Origin of the sequence: Belliella aquatica (assembly GCF_014637795.1) — a bacterium.
GTDB classification, from domain to species: domain Bacteria; phylum Bacteroidota; class Bacteroidia; order Cytophagales; family Cyclobacteriaceae; genus Belliella; species Belliella aquatica.
This window is the reverse complement of sequence record NZ_BMFD01000030.1, coordinates 1-18,167: the sequence shown is the minus strand read 5'-3', so window position 1 is coordinate 18,167 and position 18,167 is coordinate 1. Positions and strand designations below refer to the sequence as shown.

At 34.4% G+C, this 18,167-nt stretch carries 19 protein-coding genes; 13 read left to right on the top strand and 6 right to left on the bottom strand.

What is annotated here, in order from left to right:
* Nucleotides 1-368 precede the first annotated feature (368 nt).
* The 5 genes from IEV57_RS18930 to IEV57_RS18910 all read left to right on the top strand — a co-directional run bounded on the left by IEV57_RS18930 (nucleotide 369) and on the right by IEV57_RS18910 (nucleotide 3,431).
* A complete protein-coding gene (locus tag IEV57_RS18930; RefSeq protein ID WP_188444608.1) occupies nucleotides 369-1,118 on the top strand; it encodes a hypothetical protein in 750 nt (249 codons plus the stop codon).
* Complete coding sequence (locus IEV57_RS18925; protein ID WP_188444607.1) at nucleotides 1,115-1,558, top strand: DUF5675 family protein; 444 nt, start codon at nucleotides 1,115-1,117, stop codon at nucleotides 1,556-1,558. Before IEV57_RS18930 ends, IEV57_RS18925 begins: the two co-directional genes overlap by 4 nt.
* Nucleotides 1,546-1,752 carry a hypothetical protein gene (locus IEV57_RS18920; protein WP_188444606.1) on the top strand — a complete coding sequence of 69 codons (207 nt, stop codon included), beginning with the start codon at nucleotides 1,546-1,548 and terminating at the stop codon, nucleotides 1,750-1,752. Before IEV57_RS18925 ends, IEV57_RS18920 begins: the two co-directional genes overlap by 13 nt.
* A gap of 201 nt (nucleotides 1,753-1,953) precedes the next feature.
* Nucleotides 1,954-2,217: a hypothetical protein gene (locus tag IEV57_RS18915; RefSeq protein WP_188444605.1), complete on the top strand. Its 264-nt coding sequence runs from the start codon at nucleotides 1,954-1,956 to the stop codon at nucleotides 2,215-2,217.
* 1,016 nt (nucleotides 2,218-3,233) lie between these two features.
* Nucleotides 3,234-3,431 carry a hypothetical protein gene (locus tag IEV57_RS18910; RefSeq protein ID WP_188444609.1) on the top strand — a complete coding sequence of 66 codons (198 nt, stop codon included), beginning with the start codon at nucleotides 3,234-3,236 and terminating at the stop codon, nucleotides 3,429-3,431.
* A 169-nt stretch (nucleotides 3,432-3,600) separates the two neighbouring features.
* Here the strand turns inward: IEV57_RS18910 and IEV57_RS18905 are convergent, their stop codons facing one another.
* Nucleotides 3,601-3,753, bottom strand: coding sequence for a hypothetical protein (locus IEV57_RS18905; RefSeq protein WP_188444604.1), 153 nt, complete (start codon nucleotides 3,751-3,753; stop codon nucleotides 3,601-3,603).
* Nucleotides 3,754-3,800: 47 nt separating this feature from the next.
* Between IEV57_RS18905 and IEV57_RS18900 the strand changes: the two genes are divergently transcribed.
* The gene (locus tag IEV57_RS18900; protein ID WP_188444603.1) at nucleotides 3,801-4,868 is read left to right on the top strand and encodes a histidine kinase; all 1,068 of its coding nucleotides are present in this window, start codon (nucleotides 3,801-3,803) and stop codon (nucleotides 4,866-4,868) included.
* Nucleotides 4,852-5,589, top strand: coding sequence for a LytR/AlgR family response regulator transcription factor (locus IEV57_RS18895; protein WP_188444602.1), 738 nt, complete (start codon nucleotides 4,852-4,854; stop codon nucleotides 5,587-5,589). The genes IEV57_RS18900 and IEV57_RS18895 overlap by 17 nt, the downstream gene beginning before the upstream one ends.
* Here the strand turns inward: IEV57_RS18895 and IEV57_RS18890 are convergent.
* Nucleotides 5,493-8,129, bottom strand: a complete 2,637-nt coding sequence (locus IEV57_RS18890; protein WP_188444601.1) for a thiopeptide-type bacteriocin biosynthesis protein — start codon at nucleotides 8,127-8,129, stop codon at nucleotides 5,493-5,495. The two genes, IEV57_RS18895 and IEV57_RS18890, sit on opposite strands and share 97 nt — an antisense overlap.
* Before the next feature lie 351 nt (nucleotides 8,130-8,480).
* Here IEV57_RS18890 and IEV57_RS18885 point away from each other — a divergent pair, with 351 nt between their 5' ends.
* The 3 genes from IEV57_RS18885 (at nucleotide 8,481) to IEV57_RS18875 (ending at nucleotide 12,309) form a co-directional block, all read left to right on the top strand.
* The gene (locus IEV57_RS18885) at nucleotides 8,481-11,528 is read left to right on the top strand and encodes a PAS domain S-box protein (protein WP_188444600.1); all 3,048 of its coding nucleotides are present in this window, start codon (nucleotides 8,481-8,483) and stop codon (nucleotides 11,526-11,528) included.
* 2 nt (nucleotides 11,529-11,530) lie between these two features.
* Nucleotides 11,531-11,956 carry a response regulator gene (locus IEV57_RS18880; RefSeq protein ID WP_188444599.1) on the top strand — a complete coding sequence of 142 codons (426 nt, stop codon included), beginning with the start codon at nucleotides 11,531-11,533 and terminating at the stop codon, nucleotides 11,954-11,956.
* A gap of 131 nt (nucleotides 11,957-12,087) precedes the next feature.
* Nucleotides 12,088-12,309 (top strand): hypothetical protein, encoded by a 222-nt coding sequence (locus IEV57_RS18875; RefSeq protein WP_188444598.1) that lies wholly within the window; start codon nucleotides 12,088-12,090, stop codon nucleotides 12,307-12,309.
* An 80-nt stretch (nucleotides 12,310-12,389) separates the two neighbouring features.
* On the opposite strand, the gene IEV57_RS18870 is transcribed toward IEV57_RS18875, so the two are convergent.
* From IEV57_RS18870 to IEV57_RS19475, 4 genes are all read right to left on the bottom strand, one after another.
* Nucleotides 12,390-13,037, bottom strand: a complete 648-nt coding sequence (locus IEV57_RS18870) for a CPBP family intramembrane glutamic endopeptidase (protein ID WP_188444597.1) — start codon at nucleotides 13,035-13,037, stop codon at nucleotides 12,390-12,392.
* 148 nt (nucleotides 13,038-13,185) lie between these two features.
* A complete protein-coding gene (locus IEV57_RS18865) occupies nucleotides 13,186-13,401 on the bottom strand; it encodes a hypothetical protein (protein ID WP_188444596.1) in 216 nt (71 codons plus the stop codon).
* 213 nt (nucleotides 13,402-13,614) lie between these two features.
* Nucleotides 13,615-14,010 carry a hypothetical protein gene (locus IEV57_RS18860; protein ID WP_188444595.1) on the bottom strand — a complete coding sequence of 132 codons (396 nt, stop codon included), beginning with the start codon at nucleotides 14,008-14,010 and terminating at the stop codon, nucleotides 13,615-13,617.
* Nucleotide 14,011: 1 nt separating this feature from the next.
* On the bottom strand, nucleotides 14,012-14,137 hold the full coding sequence (locus IEV57_RS19475; protein ID WP_262891059.1) for a hypothetical protein: 126 nt from the start codon (nucleotides 14,135-14,137) through the stop codon (nucleotides 14,012-14,014).
* 470 nt (nucleotides 14,138-14,607) lie between these two features.
* On the opposite strand from IEV57_RS19475, the gene IEV57_RS18855 reads away from it, so the two are divergent.
* The 3 genes from IEV57_RS18855 (at nucleotide 14,608) to IEV57_RS18845 (ending at nucleotide 17,765) form a co-directional block, all read left to right on the top strand.
* Complete coding sequence (locus IEV57_RS18855; protein WP_188444594.1) at nucleotides 14,608-15,093, top strand: DUF4199 domain-containing protein; 486 nt, start codon at nucleotides 14,608-14,610, stop codon at nucleotides 15,091-15,093.
* A 266-nt stretch (nucleotides 15,094-15,359) separates the two neighbouring features.
* Nucleotides 15,360-15,896, top strand: a complete 537-nt coding sequence (locus IEV57_RS18850) for a DUF4256 domain-containing protein (protein ID WP_188444593.1) — start codon at nucleotides 15,360-15,362, stop codon at nucleotides 15,894-15,896.
* A 255-nt stretch (nucleotides 15,897-16,151) separates the two neighbouring features.
* Complete coding sequence (locus IEV57_RS18845) at nucleotides 16,152-17,765, top strand: ABC-F family ATP-binding cassette domain-containing protein (RefSeq protein WP_188444592.1); 1,614 nt, start codon at nucleotides 16,152-16,154, stop codon at nucleotides 17,763-17,765.
* Nucleotides 17,766-18,167 lie beyond the last annotated feature (402 nt).

Below are 18,167 nucleotides of genomic sequence, written 5' to 3'. Positions count from 1 at the left end.
CGTTTAAACTCTTCAGAAAATCTCCTTTGGGAATTAATCCTTTTTCCAGTCTTTAACATCTAATTTAAGGGTTAAAAACGGTCAACCTATTTCAGGGAATGACACTCCTCCTTCTTCCTTCTTCCTTCACCCTTCATCCTATCTTTCACCTTTCCCCTTTTCCCTTTTCCCTTTTCCCTTTTTTTCCTCCTTCATCCCTCATCCTTCATCCTTCCTTCTAATCACTCAATTAACTAACTCAACCAATCCCCAATCACCCAGTCCACATTTTCCTAAGTTTCCTTTATTTCCTCATAGTACACTTTCGTTGTGACGGGATCTTTTTTAGTTCCAAATTTGGTCATGTTTCACTTTAAACCATATAAGAAATGGCAAGACAGACCAGTTTTATCAAACTAGAAGGCACAATCGGTGATGTGACCTTCTACAAAGGAGCAAATGGTTCCTTCGCACGTCAAAAAGGCGGCGTCAGCAGAGACAAAATCTTGAATTCCCCGGCTTTCCAAAGGACTAGGGAAAACCTCGCTGAATTCGCAAGAGCCGCAGCAGCTGCACAGTTGCTCAAAGGTGCCTTTAGGGAAATTACCCTAAGAGCAAAAGACCTCAGAACCCACAACAGACTTTATGCGATGGCAATGTCCATCATCAAGTCTGACCTGGTAAGCGACAGAGGGATGCGCCAGTTCAATCTTGGAGATATGTCCCTAATAGAAGGCTTTCAGTTCAATATCAATGCAGGCTGGAACACAACCGTTTATGCACGATACACCATTCAAAATGGTGCTAGTGATATTACTGCTGATTTCGAAGATTTCGTTCCAGCAGTTAAAGTTTCTAGACCTACGGGAGCAACACATTTTAGATTCTTCTTCTCAGCTGCTGCCATCAATGCAGAAGCAAACACAGTGGAATCTACCTATGTAGCTAGCCCAGAGGTGGAGATCACGAGCCAAGTGACTTCAGGTTTCTCATTCTCTATTCCTAAACTCGTCATTCCTGATACAACACAGGTGTATGCGATGGGCATTGAGTACCTCCAAGAGGTCAACGGAAATCTCTATGACTTGAACAACAAGGTTCATAATTCTTCCAAAATCTTCTTAGTAGAGCAAGTATGATTTTCCTACTAGAACGTGATTATTGGCCTCACGGTACAAATGGTACCATCAAAGTGGACGGATTTAAACTCGGATACATGATAGAGAGGCCTTGGAACAGAAATGAACCTGATTCATGCATTCCTGAAGGAATCTACCCGCTCAGAAAACAGTATGACGAATCCCTGCAACTCCATATTCTTACGCTGGAAGTACCAGGAAGAGGTGAAATGAAAATCATCCCTTCCAACAACGTTCAGAAAGAAGCTCCAGGATATATCGTCCCTGTCTCCAAACTGAAAGGGGAAGGCAAAGGATCACAATCAAGACTTGCTTTTGAGAAATTCAAGGAGATGGTGTATTCAGTAATGGACCAAAATGAGGAAGTACTACTAGAGGTAAGAAGCTTACCAGATAGCGCACTCAACTTGGCACAATACGAAATGTCATGGATGGATTAAGTTATCAGGCAATCATTGGAGGAGTGGTTTCACTCCTCCTCTCCATCATCGCCTACTTCCTCCACCTCCTAATTCAGGATATAAGACTGATGAAGACTCAGCAAAGTAAACTTGGTGAACTCTGTACCAAACTTAGAATTGAACAGCAGTTCATCAAAAGGTGGCTTAAAAAAGCTTTCGCAACAAAAAGTTAAAGCTCCTAAATTCAATTGGGACTTAACTTAAATAAATATCTATCCGCTTTTTACTAGTAGATACTTTAAAAAATGTATTTAATTCATTTTCATCAACAGTTGACGGACGACGGTTGACCGATGACGATTATCCATTCTACTATATGTTTAATTTATTTCTAGTGTCATTGCGGATAATCATATTAACTAATTAACTATACTATGGAGACATTAAAAGAAATCAACAAAGGTTGGAATGCACCAACCCCACCCCTGTTTCAAAAAATAAGAAACATAGGGCTTATTCTGGTAACAATCGCAGGAGCTATTTTAGCTGTACCGGATATCATCCCAGAATTAATTGTTACTGCCGCAGGATATGCACTAGCAGTCGGTTCTTCACTGTCTGTCATCGCACAGGCTACCTCAGAAGATAAAACCACGGTTCCCAAAACAAAGAAAAAAGAACCCACAAAACCAAATTAATAGCTTACCAAGAAGGTCTTCACCCTCCCTGAAGACCTTCTTAAACTCCTTTAAATAGATATTACATAAAAAGTAAAACATCAAAATTCAAAAAATCTATTTAAAGAATTCAGACGAATCAAGTAAACATATCACGAAGATTTCTTAGGAATCTGTTTTTGGAATCACTCTACCAAGAGTAAAAAGTTAAAAGCATTTTGCATTTACATTTCTATACATAGGTTGCAGGAAATTAAAAATTGGATAAACAACCCCAAAGGGGTTTAACTATGATTAACCCCAGGTTGCAACCTGGGGAACAAATAAGGAGAAAATAAGTCCACGACCCCATAGGGTTGAATATTAAAATTGACCTTAATACACTTTCTCTCACTATTCTAAAGATCAAAAATTCATCTAATTTAACTGATAATTTAATAATGTTTTAACATACTTTAAACCATAAACCTTCAACCTTACTCAATACCCCAATCACCAGTTTACTAAATTCCCGAATCAACCAATTAACCATTAACCCAATTAACTATTCCTCTATTTAACCAGTCAAGTAATTAACCAATTAACTCACGAAAACCAAACCACCGCCACAAAAAATTATAATAATCAAATAAAAAACTACCTACAAGTAGGTAGTTTTCATTAAAAAATAGAATTTTATAACTATAAAATTTGCATATTATACTCATAATCAATACTTTCATACACAGGGATCCATAATTCATGTATAGAAGTCATAATTATGAACGGTACTTTCCAAAATTTGAGGAAGGTTTTTTAACTCATATTTTGAATTAGAATTCAAGATGTTTACAATATAAAATCATCAAGTTTTAAAAAATTGCAGCATTAATTGACATTGAGCAACTATTAAAAACTTTGCAGCAACTGATTTTATTACCCTAAACATCACTTTAAAAGAATACATCTTCAGATATTGAGTTTGCACAATAGGAGTCGTCTTTTTTGCTGTACATCAACTCCTAAATAATTTTATGTTTCATTCATCTTAAAACAAAATGCCTCAAAAAGACAGATGTTTTATCTATGCAAAGGACATTATGACAATTTCAGGAAGAAGTAAAACTTACGCTTATTCCATCTTGAAAAAAGTTAAGGTATTTTTCAATAAACCTGAGCATCAAATGGTGACAGTTGAAGAATATGCTTCCTTTCATGGAATTCCACTGGACGTGCTCAAAAAATACCTCACATAACAAAAGGTGCAGCCAAAAAGACTGCACCCGTGTTTTGGGCTCTAACTAACCCTCCGGATAAAAATCCGGTTTCTTTACAACATCTGTCGTTTTTAATAAATGTAATCTCAGAAAATTTTTAGAGTTGATCTTCTCCATCAACCCTAACTGAATCTCAAGTCTTTACTATTTAGTAAAGACCCTTTTCGTCTAGGCAGACTCGGACTATACTTCCCGTAAATCTTCTTCTGCCTTTGCTTTTTGATCTGGTCAATTGCTCTTGACCAGGTCTGAGTACCTCTTTCTTGATCCGAGGTAAGGAATGATTTTCTTGTTGTTTCATATAATTATTGTTTTCGGAAATCTAAAAACTCTAAACAGCCTGTAAAAATGAAATCGTCCAACTTGAATGTTAAGTGGTTGAATGAAGATGTTGCAAGGTCCAAATTCCTTAGCCCACTAAATAATATACTCTTCTGGTTAATCTACTTTACAATCGATTACCTAAGCTCACTTTTAATTGACCCATCTGAAGTCAACATAATTCCTGCTTTATTCAACTTTGCATTTGTCTTGATGTTCTTCTACGGAATCTTGTTTTTCGTACTTCCAAACAGTATCCCTTTAAAAAATAACCTAGCAACAATTTTTAAATTCATCATCTTCCTTCTTATTGTCATAAATTTAAAATGGCACCTTTCGCTATACATCTTTGAACTTGACTCTCCATTTTCAAAATTTTTTGTGATTGAGGTGATTAGAGGTTTTCACTTTACCATTTTGGCATCACTAGTTTGCTTCATTTTGATCTCTTTTAAAAAACTTAAAGAAAAATATAATATCCTTCTCCAAGCTAGACAAGCAGAGCTCACTCAATACCAAATAATCATCAACCCTCACTTTATTGCCAATGGCCTGAATGTAATTAACGCTGACTTTATCACAGGAAACAAAAATGTAAATGAATCACTTGAAGAATTTACTGAGATCCTTTCTTATTGTTTTTCAAATACATCCAAAAGAAAAATATCACTCTTTAAAGAAATATTATGTATTCAAAAACTCATTGCTTTTCAAAAAAAAAGGTATAGTGAAAGGTTTTATGTTGATTTCACTATCCTAGATCCTTATGAAATTGCCAACAAATTGAAAATCCCAAAAATGACCTTACTCACTTTAATAGAAAACGTCTTTAAACATGCAGAGATCCATGATCCAGAAAATCCAGCCTTGATCAATATCAAAATTATTAAAGTAAATGGCATTCCAGAATTAAACCTACATATCAACAATAAAATACTATCACCCGAGCATATTAGATTTTCATCAAAATCTGGAATACAAGCAGTTGAATATATTCTTCAGTGCTATTACCCAAACAGACATCTATTGAATTATGCAATAGCTGGCAACAATTTCAGGCTTTCTCTTCAAATAAATTATGGACAAAAGGTTTAGTATAGGTGTATTAGATGATGAGCCTAAGGCTCTTGAATTAATGGAGCATTACATTAAATCTGATTCTGAATTTTCAGTTTCATTTCTCTTAGATAATCCAGTTCAAGCTATGGAAAAGGCCATCTCAGAAAACGTAGATCTCATGATTACAGACATTCATATGCCAACCACTAACGGCATTTGGGTTGCCCAACAAATGATCGAACATAATATTGCAGTTGCTATTACATCGGGTGTTTGGGAGTCGGCCCACATGTGCATCAATATGGACATAGTCGGATTTATTCACAAACCATTAACTAGAAAAGGAATCACTGATATTCTTGAGAAATTTAAATCTCTAAAGTCCTTAAATCCATCCATAAATACTAGCCCAAAAACACCTGATCTTTACTTTATCAAGTACGCTAACCCATTAACTTTAATTGCAATCAATCCCCTTGATATATTATTTGTAAAGGGTGGGAAAGATTTTGCAGAAATCAATTTTATTAAAAATTCCCAAAACAAAAAAACACTCATTAGAATAACCCTAGTCGAAATAATAAAAACATTCCATAACCCCTACCTCATACAAATTCACAAATCTTACATCATAAACACTCAAAAGATATTAAAATGTGATTATGCAAAAGTACTTCTTGAAGAAGATGTTGAAATTCCGATAGGCCCATCATTTAGGAGTGAATTATTTAACTTCCTAGGAAGCAAAACTCTGTAAATAAAATAAAATACAGCGTCTTCCTGTTCACCAAAAATTTGCATACGATTACAAAACAGATGTATATGATTTAGAATCATAGATAATTTCTCATTTCCCGCATCAAAAGGATGCTTTTCAAGTAAGCTGAATAAAGAATGAATTAATTTAACACTCCCTCCAATTAATTCATTTGTCTTTTTATGTTCTTGAAAGTCTCTTTGCAAGACTTTCTTTCGTGCTAAATCTAAACCTGAATATTTCAGCTTATAAAACTGAAGGAATTCTTCCAAACATATTTCAACAATGAGTTCTGACCATATCGATCCTATACTTATCACATATTCTGATAGACTAAATTCTTCTTGCCTGACATATTTTCTAACATATGCACTCTCCAAATAAAATATATGCTCACTTTGTTGCATTCCCTTGACTCCAAACTTATCATATTCAGGGAAATATGGCATCTTTTCAATACGCTTCACTCCCATTAATAAAATCAATTCTGAGCTCAGCTGCTTTACCTTTTCAATGGAAGCTTCTTCTTCCTCAACACATACACGAAGCCTAATTTCAGTTAATTCAGCATCATAAATGAGAAAATACCACCTCATATTCCATAACTTGATTTGATCAAATATCTCCTTTAACACTGAATTGATAAGAGTTTCATCAACAGAAATATGAAGAGCTATCCAGGCTTTATTCTCTTGGTATACCTTATTGATAAAACCAATCTTTTTTGTTTCATACATTTTACTTGCATTAAAACTGTAATGAAACTGAGGATAAGTCAATTGTCCACTTTGATTACTAATGCCAGTATTCAGATATTCATAAATAAAAAATGTTTCCAAATTATTCACCTCATCCATAAAAATCAAAAGATCCATCGATTGCCTAGTATCTATTACCAACTCTGCATCTGACTCACCTATCAAAAAAACATCTGGTAGCTGATTTTCAATGATGAACAATTTAATAGAAGGAATTCCTTCTAATATAACTCCTTGAAAATACCACTTTCTAGGCATCAAAATCAAATTGTTCCAAGTAATCCTTGGAGTATATCTCAGCCTCAAAAATTCAGGATTTTGATAGATTGTCAACTTGGGATTTCTGATCTCTGAAAAATGCCATAATATCTTAGCAATTGGATGACTCATTTTACTGTAAGAAACGGGAGTGCAAAACTTTGGCTTTATCTGCCCACCTAGTTTATTGACTAATAAGATCTCACCATCGCCTACCCCAATAAAAATATCACTCAATAGGAAATCTTCATCAGTTCGCTTCCCTAATCCATCGAGTACAATATATCGTGAAAATATCCTTTCTCCAGTATAAACTTGATGCAAATTTCTTGATTCACAAAGCAAGACTTCAGCTTCAGTTTCATCTTGTATTTCTGTTTCTTTGTCAACTTTTGATACCGCTTTAATAAAATTAAACCTTCCACTCAACTTCCCCTTTTGATTGATCAATAGGTTATCAAGGACAATTCGACCGTCATCTTTTATTCTAAAAAGGTAATCACATGCATTGATCTTGATCTCAGAAGCTGTAGTATTTTGAAACGCTGATACATCTATTTCTTCAACTCCATCAAAGCTCCTATGCATTAAATTAGCCAAGAGTGAATCACCGTTTTCATTTTCTACAACATCTAAATCAGTCATCTCAAAAATCTCCCAAATACCAAAAGAGGGTTCCAGTAACCTTTCTAAAGAAACAAATCTATCGTCAAACCTCATTTGAAGTTTCCTTTTGAGCTTTCTTAAAACTCTTGATTTTTTCATCTCCAAAAGAGCTCCGATTTCTTTTGAAGCGCTTTCAAGCTGTTCTTTAACTTGAGAATCTAAAACAAACTCTCCTTTAACATTACTTTCAAATCCTTTTGAAAAATTCTCAACTTTAATCGCTAAAGAAGGTATCGCTTCATCAGGAAATAATATACCCGAATTGATCAGCTCCTCCCACATGATACGAGCATCTTCCTGATCCATATTCAACCCAAGACGCTGAAAATCGGTTAAGGACAGCGCTATCTTCCAATTAAATGACTTTAATATTTTATGCAACTCAGTATCAAGCTTAACCTTAATCCACTCCCATTGACCATCCTCATTATTTCCTTTTGTTTCAAAAGAAAAGTAAACTAACCAATCCCCTACAATTTGTAAGGTAGGATTAATACGAAAAGTACAGAACTTACTCCTATCCTCTTCAAGCCATACCTGCCACCTACTATTTTTCGAATTAGTTGAAATTTGCTCAACTCGCTGTATTGAAACTCGATGCTTCTCTCCCCAATTACCTACTCCTACTCCTGACCAACATCCAAAAGGAACAGCCCTGAACTTCCCTCTTTTTAAATATTTATAAACTTTCAACTTTATCTTATCATCCAAAGCAGCAAAAGTTTGGTCTTTTACTACTTTGTATAATGAAATAGAGCTATGCTTGATAGCTTCCTTGATCCAGTCAAATTTCTCTTCTACCTCTTTCTCATTTTCTATATTAAAATCTACCAAAGGAATCCTGACAATAAAACCCATAACTTTTTTATGATCAAGAAACTTTTCCCTAAGCAAAAAAGCAATTCAATCCGCCAAGTTCGAATGTTAAGTAGTCAAGTTCTAATGTTAAAGGGTCAAATAAAAATCCTTTAAATACTACTAACACTCATAAAAGCAGTTAAAAATTGACATTTATCACTAAGATTGCTAGTGAAAGATCTGCTTGTCAGTATCAAGGCGAGTGTTCACACAATTTGGGATGATGTCCGAATTAATCAATAACCATATCTGGTATTTTAAAAGAAAACAACCTGTACTTTTTATCTAAATTAAATCTTTTTTCACTAGATTTAAAATCATTAGATTAACTCGGAAATCTTTCATAAATGCATGATAAATTCAAATTTTGATTACAGCACACTCTTTTTTCATAGTCCACTTCCAAAGTGGTTTTATGAAATAGATACATACCAAATCTTAGAAGTCAATCAGGCTGCATTGAATCACTATGGTTTTACAAAAGAAGAGTTTTTATCTTTGAAAATCACAGATTTACACACCGAATCTTGTTTACCAAAACTAATCACCGCACATAAAAATATCGATTCTGATCAAACTAATGTCTATTTTGGAGTATTTACCCACCTGAAAAAGAATGGTGAAAAAATCCAAGTTGAAATCAATGGGCATAAAATTCCTTTCAATGGAAGAGACTGTATTACTGTAATTTGTCAGGATATTACAGAAAAAGAAAAACAAATACATAGGTTAAAATTACTTGAAAGTGTCGTCACCAATACCCATGATGCAATTTTAATAACAGAAGCAGAGCCATTTGATGTACCTGGTCCTAAGATTATCTATGTTAATGAAGCTTTTAGCAAAATGACAGGGTATCAACCTGAAGAAGTAATTGGTAAAACTCCCAGAATCCTTCAAGGTCCAAAATCTGATCAAGGTGAACTAAAAAGGTTAAGTAATGCCATAAGAAATTGGGAGTCATGTGAAATCACAACAATCAACTATAAAAAGAATGGCGAAGAATTTTGGATCAACTTCTCAATATCTCCTGTAGCTGATGAAAATGGCAGCTACACCCATTGGATAGCCATTGAACACGATATAACAGAGTCTAAATTACTAGAAGAAAAATTGATTAAAGGCAAAGAACTAGCCGAGGATAACGAGTTTAAAATGAAAGAAGCTCAAAAACTTGCAAAGTTAGGGAGTTGGTATTATGATTTTATTAATCAAGTTTCTTTTTGGTCTGAAGAGACTTACAGTATATGGGGATTAGATCCAGAAATTGAAACAATTGATTTAGAAAAACACGAAAAACTAATTAATCCTAAAGATTGGGAACGATTTAACCATGTCATTAATCATGCGATTGAAAATAAAATTCCTTATCAGATGGAAATAGAACTCCTTCGTCCAGACGGAACAATTAAAACTGTAAATACAATTGGAGCACCTGTTTTTGATGAAGACAATAAGCTGATTGCATACAAAGGAACTACTCAAGATATTTCTGAGCGTATTATTATTGAAAATGAATTAAGAAGTGCAATAAAAAAAGCGGAGGAAAGCGACGCCAGATTTAAATCATACACCCAACAGTCCCCAATTGGTATTTATACAACTGATATAAATGGAGATTGTATATATGCTAATGAAACTTGGCTTGAAATGGCGGCAATGCAATTAGAAGACGCTCTAGGTAAAGGATGGATTAACGCGCTACATCCTGAGGACTTGGAGTATGTAACTAATAATTGGTATAAATCCATTGAATCTAATGGTGAATGGAATTATGAATATCGCTTTGTAAATAGCAATAAAGATATCACTTGGATCAATGGAAGAGCTAAAAAACTATTCAATGATAAAAATGAACTGATTGGTTATCTCGGATCTAATGTAAATATCACAAAACGCAAAAAAGCAGAGCAAGAAAAAAACACTTTGCTCACAACACTGGAAAAAAGTTTGAATGAAATTTATGTCTTTGATGCAGAAACATTAAAATTCAGTTATATCAACCAAGGTGCCCTCAATAACCTCGGTTTTTCAGAACAGGAAATAAAAGAACTAACTCCACTAGATCTCAAACCCGAATTTACTGCAACTACATTTAATCAGCTTTTAAATCCTTTAGTTACTAAAGAAAAAGAAAAAATTATCTTTTTATCAAATCACAAACGAAAAAATGGAAGCTTTTATCCAGTAGAAGTCCATTTACAATTAGTCTCAGAAGATGAAAATAAAAGATTTGTTGCAATCATCTTGGATATAACAGAGCGTAAAAAAGCAGAAAAGAATATTTTAGTAGCCAATGAAAGGTTTGAAAAAGTTACCAAAGCAACAACAGATGCAATATGGGATTGGGATATAGAAAGTGACATTTTCTTTAGAGGAGAAGGTTTCGAAAAGCTATTTGGATATCAAGTAAAGCAAAATCTCAATCAAAAAGACTTTTGGCAAGACAGCTTTCATCCCGAAGATTTACCCTTGATTAAAAAAAGCATTGAGGCATCTCTAACCGACCCATCAAAAGAATTTTGGCAGCAGGAATATAGAATTCTTAGTCGATCAGGTGAGACAAGAACTGTAATTGACAAAGGCGTGATAATTCGAGACGAAAAAGGAAAACCAACGCGGATGGTAGGTGCCATTACAGACATTACCGAAGAAAAAAATCATAAAATAGAACTGCTAAATCTCAACAAAAAGCTTGAAAAGCATATCAAAGAATTAGAGTTCATTAATCAGCAATTGGAACAATTTGCCTTTATAGCATCCCATGATTTACAAGAACCACTAAGGATGATCACCAGTTTCATGAATCAACTTCAGCGGAAATATGGAGGATTATTGGATGAAAAAGGAAATCAATACATTCATTTTGCAACTGATGGTGCAAAAAGAATGAAGCAAATCATCTTAGACCTCTTAGAATACTCCAGAGCGGGAAGAACATTGGAAAGCCCAGAACAAACCGATACTTCAAAAATCATTGAAGATTATATAATGTTAAGAAAAAAAGTTATACGAGATAAGATGGTGAAAATCACTTATGATAAATTACCAACATTAGAAATTCATCAATCTCCTTTTACTCAAGTATTTCATTGTTTAATTGACAATGCTATTAAATATTCAAAAGTTGAAGAAAATCCTGAAATTCATATTTCATCTGAGGAAAAAAATGATCATTGGTTATTTTCAGTAAAAGACAATGGCATAGGAATACCAAAAGAATTCTACGAAAAGATTTTTGTGATTTTCCAAAGGCTACACAATAAAGATGAATATAGTGGAACTGGCATTGGCTTATCAATTGTCAAAAAACACATAGAAGCTTGGGGAGGTCGTGTATGGCTAGACTCAGAATTAGGAAAAGGAAGTACGTTTCATTTTACAATTAAGAAAAATTAGAAATGCAAGAAGCACATATTTTATTAGTAGAAGACAATGAAGGAGATATTTTTCTTACAATGGATGCATTTGAAGAAAGTAAATTATTGACTAAGATAAGTGTAGTCAAAAATGGTGCTGATGCACTTGATTTTCTTTTTCAAGAAGGGAAATACAAAGATGCTTTAAAACCAGATATCATTTTATTAGATATCAACATACCAATTTATAATGGTCAAGAAGTTCTGAAAAAGATAAAAGCAGACCCTATACTTAAAAAAATTCCAGTTATAATGTTAACTACCTCGTCAAGCGAGAAGGATATACATGAAGCCTATGAATATCATGCCAACAGCTATGTCATCAAGCCACTCGAAATGGAGGACTTTATAGCAGCGGTTCTCAAAATCGAAGACTTTTGGCTTCAGCTAGTAAAGTTGGCTAAGTAAAATGTTTATAGAAAACTAACTGCATTGATACTAATTAATAGTATATGAAGGTATAATTTATAAAAATCTCAGCATCTCAATTTTAGGACTGATAATTGGACACTGTTGGTTTTAACCAAACCAACAGGACCATGACACAGAATTCATCAAATTCCGAATACAAGCAGTCAACAGAAACCGAAACCAATAGAGAATCTTCTATTTTTTCAAAGATCTTTCGATTTGTGGTAAGACTTTACATCAAGATTATAAAATACACGGTCTTTGCCTTTATAGAAATCTTCAAAGAATTACTACGCATTCCCTTCGGAAAGAAAACCAAGAAGTCAAAAAAAGACAAATCCATTAAATAGAAATCCTGTTTTTATCATGTTATTGTAAAGCCCAGCTTTGATTTGTTATTTAGAGGATAAGTATGTCAAATTTAATTTTTTTATCCTTCATAAAAGTAAACCATCGGAATCACCAAAATCGCATTGTAAACGCCATGGAAAATTATCGACCACTTGATTCCATAATTCAATCTGATGTAACTCAGCACCAGACCAATTAGGAATTGCGCTCCAACAATAAAAGGAACCCAATAAAAATATGTTCCATAGTCAAAGTCAGTAAAATTACCCAAGTGAACGATGGCAAAAAGTGCGGATGAAACAAAAATGGTCAGTTTTAAATTTGGCTTATTTCCCCTGCTTACCATAAAAAGTAAGAAAAATAACCAAATCCACAATAAGGCCAAGGGAACCCAAACCTCACTAATTAGTAAAAGAGAAAGACCAATTCCCCACCAAATTGATGATTTTTTGAAATCAAGATGTAACCTGTAAATAGGTTCTTCTAGTAATGGAGCTATCAAAACAGCTGATCCCACTAACAACCACTTGTTACTTTTTAATAGATCTTCGATCATGTGATCAAACTGATCCATTCCCGCTGCTTCCAAAATAAGCGCATACGGAATGACGATCGCAAATGTGATCAAAAGCAAAAATATAAACTCCTTTATTTTAATCGTAGAATAAGATTCTACAGATTTAGGGGCATTTAAGAAATTTCTAAGGTTCGTAAAGGTTTCTTTCATAGTAGTAGTTAGTTAATCAAGAAATAAACTTTTTAACATATCCCAGTTTTTAAAAACAAGTAAGGATAATACAAATGAAACTATTGAAACGAATCCGTTAATTAAATTTTTTTTTCATGATTTTGAATTAAGCCTACTGCTATTAAAGCTATTTCTTTGAATTCTCTTTGGATCTGTATAGAGAGCTAAACAAAGCCAATCCGCTAAAAAGAGCATAGGCAAGTAGACCCATATTTTTACTTGTAGGAAATGCCCCTAAAACCATTACCTCAAAATCAGAATCAGCCATAAATAAAATGTGGAAAAAGGTATAAGACCAAGCCACAAATAAGAACAAAAAGAATATCATTATGAATTTATTCATATTTCGATTTCTAAGATTTAAACCAATACTACAAATTAAAAATCACCCCTCACAAAGTTCCCTACATTCGAGCATACCACTTATATATCCCACTCCATAAGCCAGTACACAAATAGAAATTATTGCAATAGAGATCCAGAAAAGATTTTCTAAATATTTCATTTTTTTCCTAAATGAAGTTTGTTGAATTAAAAACTAAAATGAAATATCCAATCATATCAAACTCCTATTTTTCACATCAAACTCATAGACAAGCATAAAACCCAACAGGTAATAAATCAAATCCTTCCAATCGAAAGTCCCAAAAAAGCCAGTAAAGAAATAGCTAAATATTTCTTGAGTAAGATAGAAAAATAAAATTACCAAGGATATTTCACGGGCCTTCGAATAATTGAGTTTTGGAGGCACGAGCAGAATGTAGCATACAAGAATATGTATCAATCCGACACCTGAATCTGCCAACCCAAAATCAAAAAAACCTTGACTATTCTGATAAGGTCTATAATGATTGGAGAGAAGATTTCCTACTACAAGAAATGCGCTTACCTTGAGAAACTGAAGGAGCTGAGTATTATTCTTTTGCGAAATTTTAAAAATAAAATTTTCCATTCTATAGATCGAAATGAACACCAAGAGCTATTCCAATGATAATACCCAATACCAAAGCAAATATCATGATTACTTGAAGTACCTTACCTACCTCATTTTTGAAAACACCTTGCACTGTCTTTAACATATGACGTAACTTGTTTGATGTAATAATAACCAACCATTCACAAAGTACCAAAATATGATCAATCATTAAACTAAGGAATTGAGTAAATTTATGCATTTCATAATTTTACATTCAAAACATTATTTTGAATAATACCGATTATACATTTAATACCCAAACGATAAATATCCCAAAAAGCGTTCTTAATAAGAATATTCTTATTTCAATTTTTTATTAATTTTTATCAAGTATTTTTTTTGGTAATTTAAACAATCTCTACACGAGTTAATTTGATGATGATTTCAATATAAAATTCAAACCTCGTTTTGAGCCTAATTGATATAATTACAATTAGTTATAAATTTCAACTTTTAGCCACTTTTCTAGCAGGTCCCATATTTTTGAAGTTGATCATTATGCTAACCTAAAGTCCATCTTTTTTGAATTCCCACTTTTTCAAACTAATTTGAAGCAACTTACACCCCCACGCTATGAAAAATCTTAAACTTGAATTCAAATGGGCCATCATCTTTTCGGTAATGACCTTAGCTTGGATGGTCCTTGAAAAGGTCACAGGACTCCATGGAAAGTACATTGATTACCATCTTTACCTAACCAACCTTTACGCCATTCCTGCGATAATTGTGATGGTCATGGCATTGAAAGACAAAAAGAAAAACTTTTATGATGGAAGAATGACCTACATGCAAGGTTTGATTTCCGGACTTATCATTTCTGTAATCATTGCCATCCTCAGCCCAGGAACACAATGGATCATCTCTTATGTGATTACTCCTGAGTACTTTCCAAATGTCATCAAACGCTCCGTTGAGATCGGCTATTTCAACACAACAGAAGAAGCAGAAGCCCAATTTAATTTTGCGAACTATGCCAAACAATCTACCATCGCCGCCTTGGTCATGGGTGTGATCACTACGGCAATTGCGATGATCTTCATCAGAACAAAAGAGAAATAGTTATTAGTGGATTAGTTGATTGGTTATTTGCTTAACTGTTTAATTGATTAAGAACCACCCTGAAATTAATAAAATCACAAAGAGCCATCCCCCGTAATACTGCGGGGCAGGCTATGTGGGAGGGAATATCAAATTGGTAAATGAACATGAAGAAGGTTAATATTTATTTTGTGGGCTTTTTGATCTTTGAGAATTTGGTAACGTTTTTTTTTCAGGACATTAAGAGTACTAAATTATTAAGCGTTTTTAACTGAATCTATAATCAAATGAATAAAGAAAACTTACTTGAAACTTTACAAAAAAGGTTTGGGAATAATATGCAAAGACATCCTGACTACAAATGGCAGAATGTGCTTTCTAAATTTTCAGAAAATCCTCAAGCATATAAAACAATCCAACAAATGGAATCTACTGGCGGAGAGCCAGATGTGATTGGAATTGATCATGAAAGTGGAAAATTTATCTATTGTGATTGCAGTATTGAAAGTCCTCTTGGCCGAAGAAGTCTTTGCTATGACCATGAAGCTTGGGAAAAGAGAAAAGCCAATAAACCTTCCGGAACAGCAAAAGGAATGGCTGAAGATTTCGGTATACAGCTCTTAACCGAAGAAATGTATTTTCACTTGCAAACTCTTGGTGATTTTGATCTCAAAACCTCCTCTTGGCTAGAAACCCCCGATTCTATCCGTAAAAAAGGCGGAGCAATTTTCGGTGACAAACGCTTCGGAAGAACCTTTATCTACCACAATGGCGCAGATTCCTATTATGGTGCGAGGGGATTTAGAGGGTATTTTCTGTTGTGAAAGATGAAGCATCATTACACCAACTTTTCCCAAATCGCTAAATAATTGTTAAGTTAAAGATCATTTGACACACTGATAACTTTTTCCCTAAAAACTGATAACGATTATCCGCATAGTTACAAATTTTAAATGTGCATGATGATGTCTATGCGGATAATCACATGTCTTTTTCACATTCCCGAATCAGATCGCTTACTTTCATTTATCCCTTAGCAATATTTGATTATCTTTGCACCTTCTAAAAAATGACTATCCATGATTTCAGTAGATAACCTCTCCCTAAAGTTTGGGAAAAGAACACTCTTTGAAGACGTAAACTTAAAATTCACGCCTGGTAATTGCTACGGTGTAATCGGTGCCAATGGTGCCGGAAAATCCACTTTCCTCAAGATCCTCTCAGGTGAAATTGACAGCACCACAGGTATTGTCAATATGACTCCAGGACAAAGAATGGCTGTTTTGAAGCAGAACCACTTTGAATTTGATGAAGTGGAAGTGTTGAAAGCGGTCATCATGGGTCATAAGAAATTGTATAAAATCCTTGCTGAAAAAGATGCTATCTATCTAAAAGAAGACTTCACTGAAGCCGATGGAATCCGCGCATCTGAATTGGAAGCTGAGTTCGCAGAAATGGACGGATGGAATGCTGAATCTGATGCAGCTTCTATGCTTTCAGGTCTTGGAATTTCTGAAGACATGCATTACATGCAGATGAAGGAATTGGCGGGAAACCAAAAAGTAAGGGTTTTACTAGCTCAAGCACTTTTCGGAAATCCAGATATCCTGATTCTCGATGAACCTACCAATGACTTGGATGCAGAAACCATCAATTGGTTGGAAGACTTCTTGGTCAATTTCAAAAACTTAGTCATCGTAGTATCTCACGATAGACACTTCTTGGATGCGGTATCTACGCACATTGTAGACATTGACTTCAGCAAAATAAAAATATACTCAGGTAACTACACCTTCTGGTACGAATCTTCTCAGCTTGCTGCCAAGCAGAAGACTGATCAGAACAAGAAAACTGAAGAGAAAAGAAAAGAATTGCAGGAATTCATCATGCGATTCTCTGCCAACGTTGCAAAATCCAAGCAAGCAACAGCTAGAAAGAAAATGTTGGAGAAACTCAATGTGGATGACATTCAGCCATCTACAAGGAAGTATCCTGGAATCATTTTCAAACCAGAAAGAGAAGCGGGAGATCAAGTTTTCATGACTGAAAGCTTAGAGTTGAAGGATGAAAACGCGATATATTTCACAGATGTTAACCTAATGGTGGACAAAGGAGATAAAATTGCTTTTATCTCTAAAACCAAGCAGGCGGTAACGAAATTTTTCCAAACCATCATGGAAGAAATCCCTACTCAAAAAGGAACTTTCAAATGGGGTGTGACGATCAACAAAGCCTATTTACCAAATGACAACTCAAAATTCTTCCAATCGGAATTGAGTTTGATCGATTGGTTGAGACAATATTCTGCCAATCAGGAAGAAGCACACGTGAGAACATTCTTAGGAAGAATGCTATTCACCGGTGAAGAGTCATTGAAAAAGTGTTCGGTTCTTTCCGGAGGAGAAAAAGTACGTTGCATGGTTTCCAAAATGATGCTCCAAAACCCAAATCTCTTGGTAATGGACGAACCTACCAACCACTTGGACTTGGAATCGATTACAGCCTTCAACAACGCCATCATAGATTTCAATGGAACGGTCTTGATGACGTCTTATGATCATGCCTTCGTACAATCTTCGGCAAATAGAATCATTGAATTCACTCCAAAAGGTACCATAGACAGAAGAATGCCATTTGACGATTACCTAGAAAGTCCAGAAGTAAAAGCCTTGAGAGCAGAGATGTACTCTTGAGAATTTAAGATTTTAGATATAAAATTTAAGCTTTAAAAAAATTGGTCTCAAAAGTGAATTGAAAGATTGTTTGGGGAGGTGTTCTAAGGTTTAAAAGCTTGAAGGTTGAAAAGTTATAAAATTATCCGATTACGAAATTTGATAGGGCTTCTTGGGTAATGTGGTCAAAAATAGTTGGTGACTTTTGTTGAAAAATTTCTTAACATGCCATGCAGATTTGAAGAGGACGTAAGCTCTGCTGAGGAGCAACTTACCAGCAATAAAATCTGTCAAGTGGAATGAGAGGGCTTCGCTTTTCGGAGCCCTTTTTTATACTTCATTCTTCTTGTTCTATGGCTAAGAAAAACCTTTCTTCCTACTATTCTTAAAGTATAAGTACCACCTCAAAAAGCTTTTTCTATT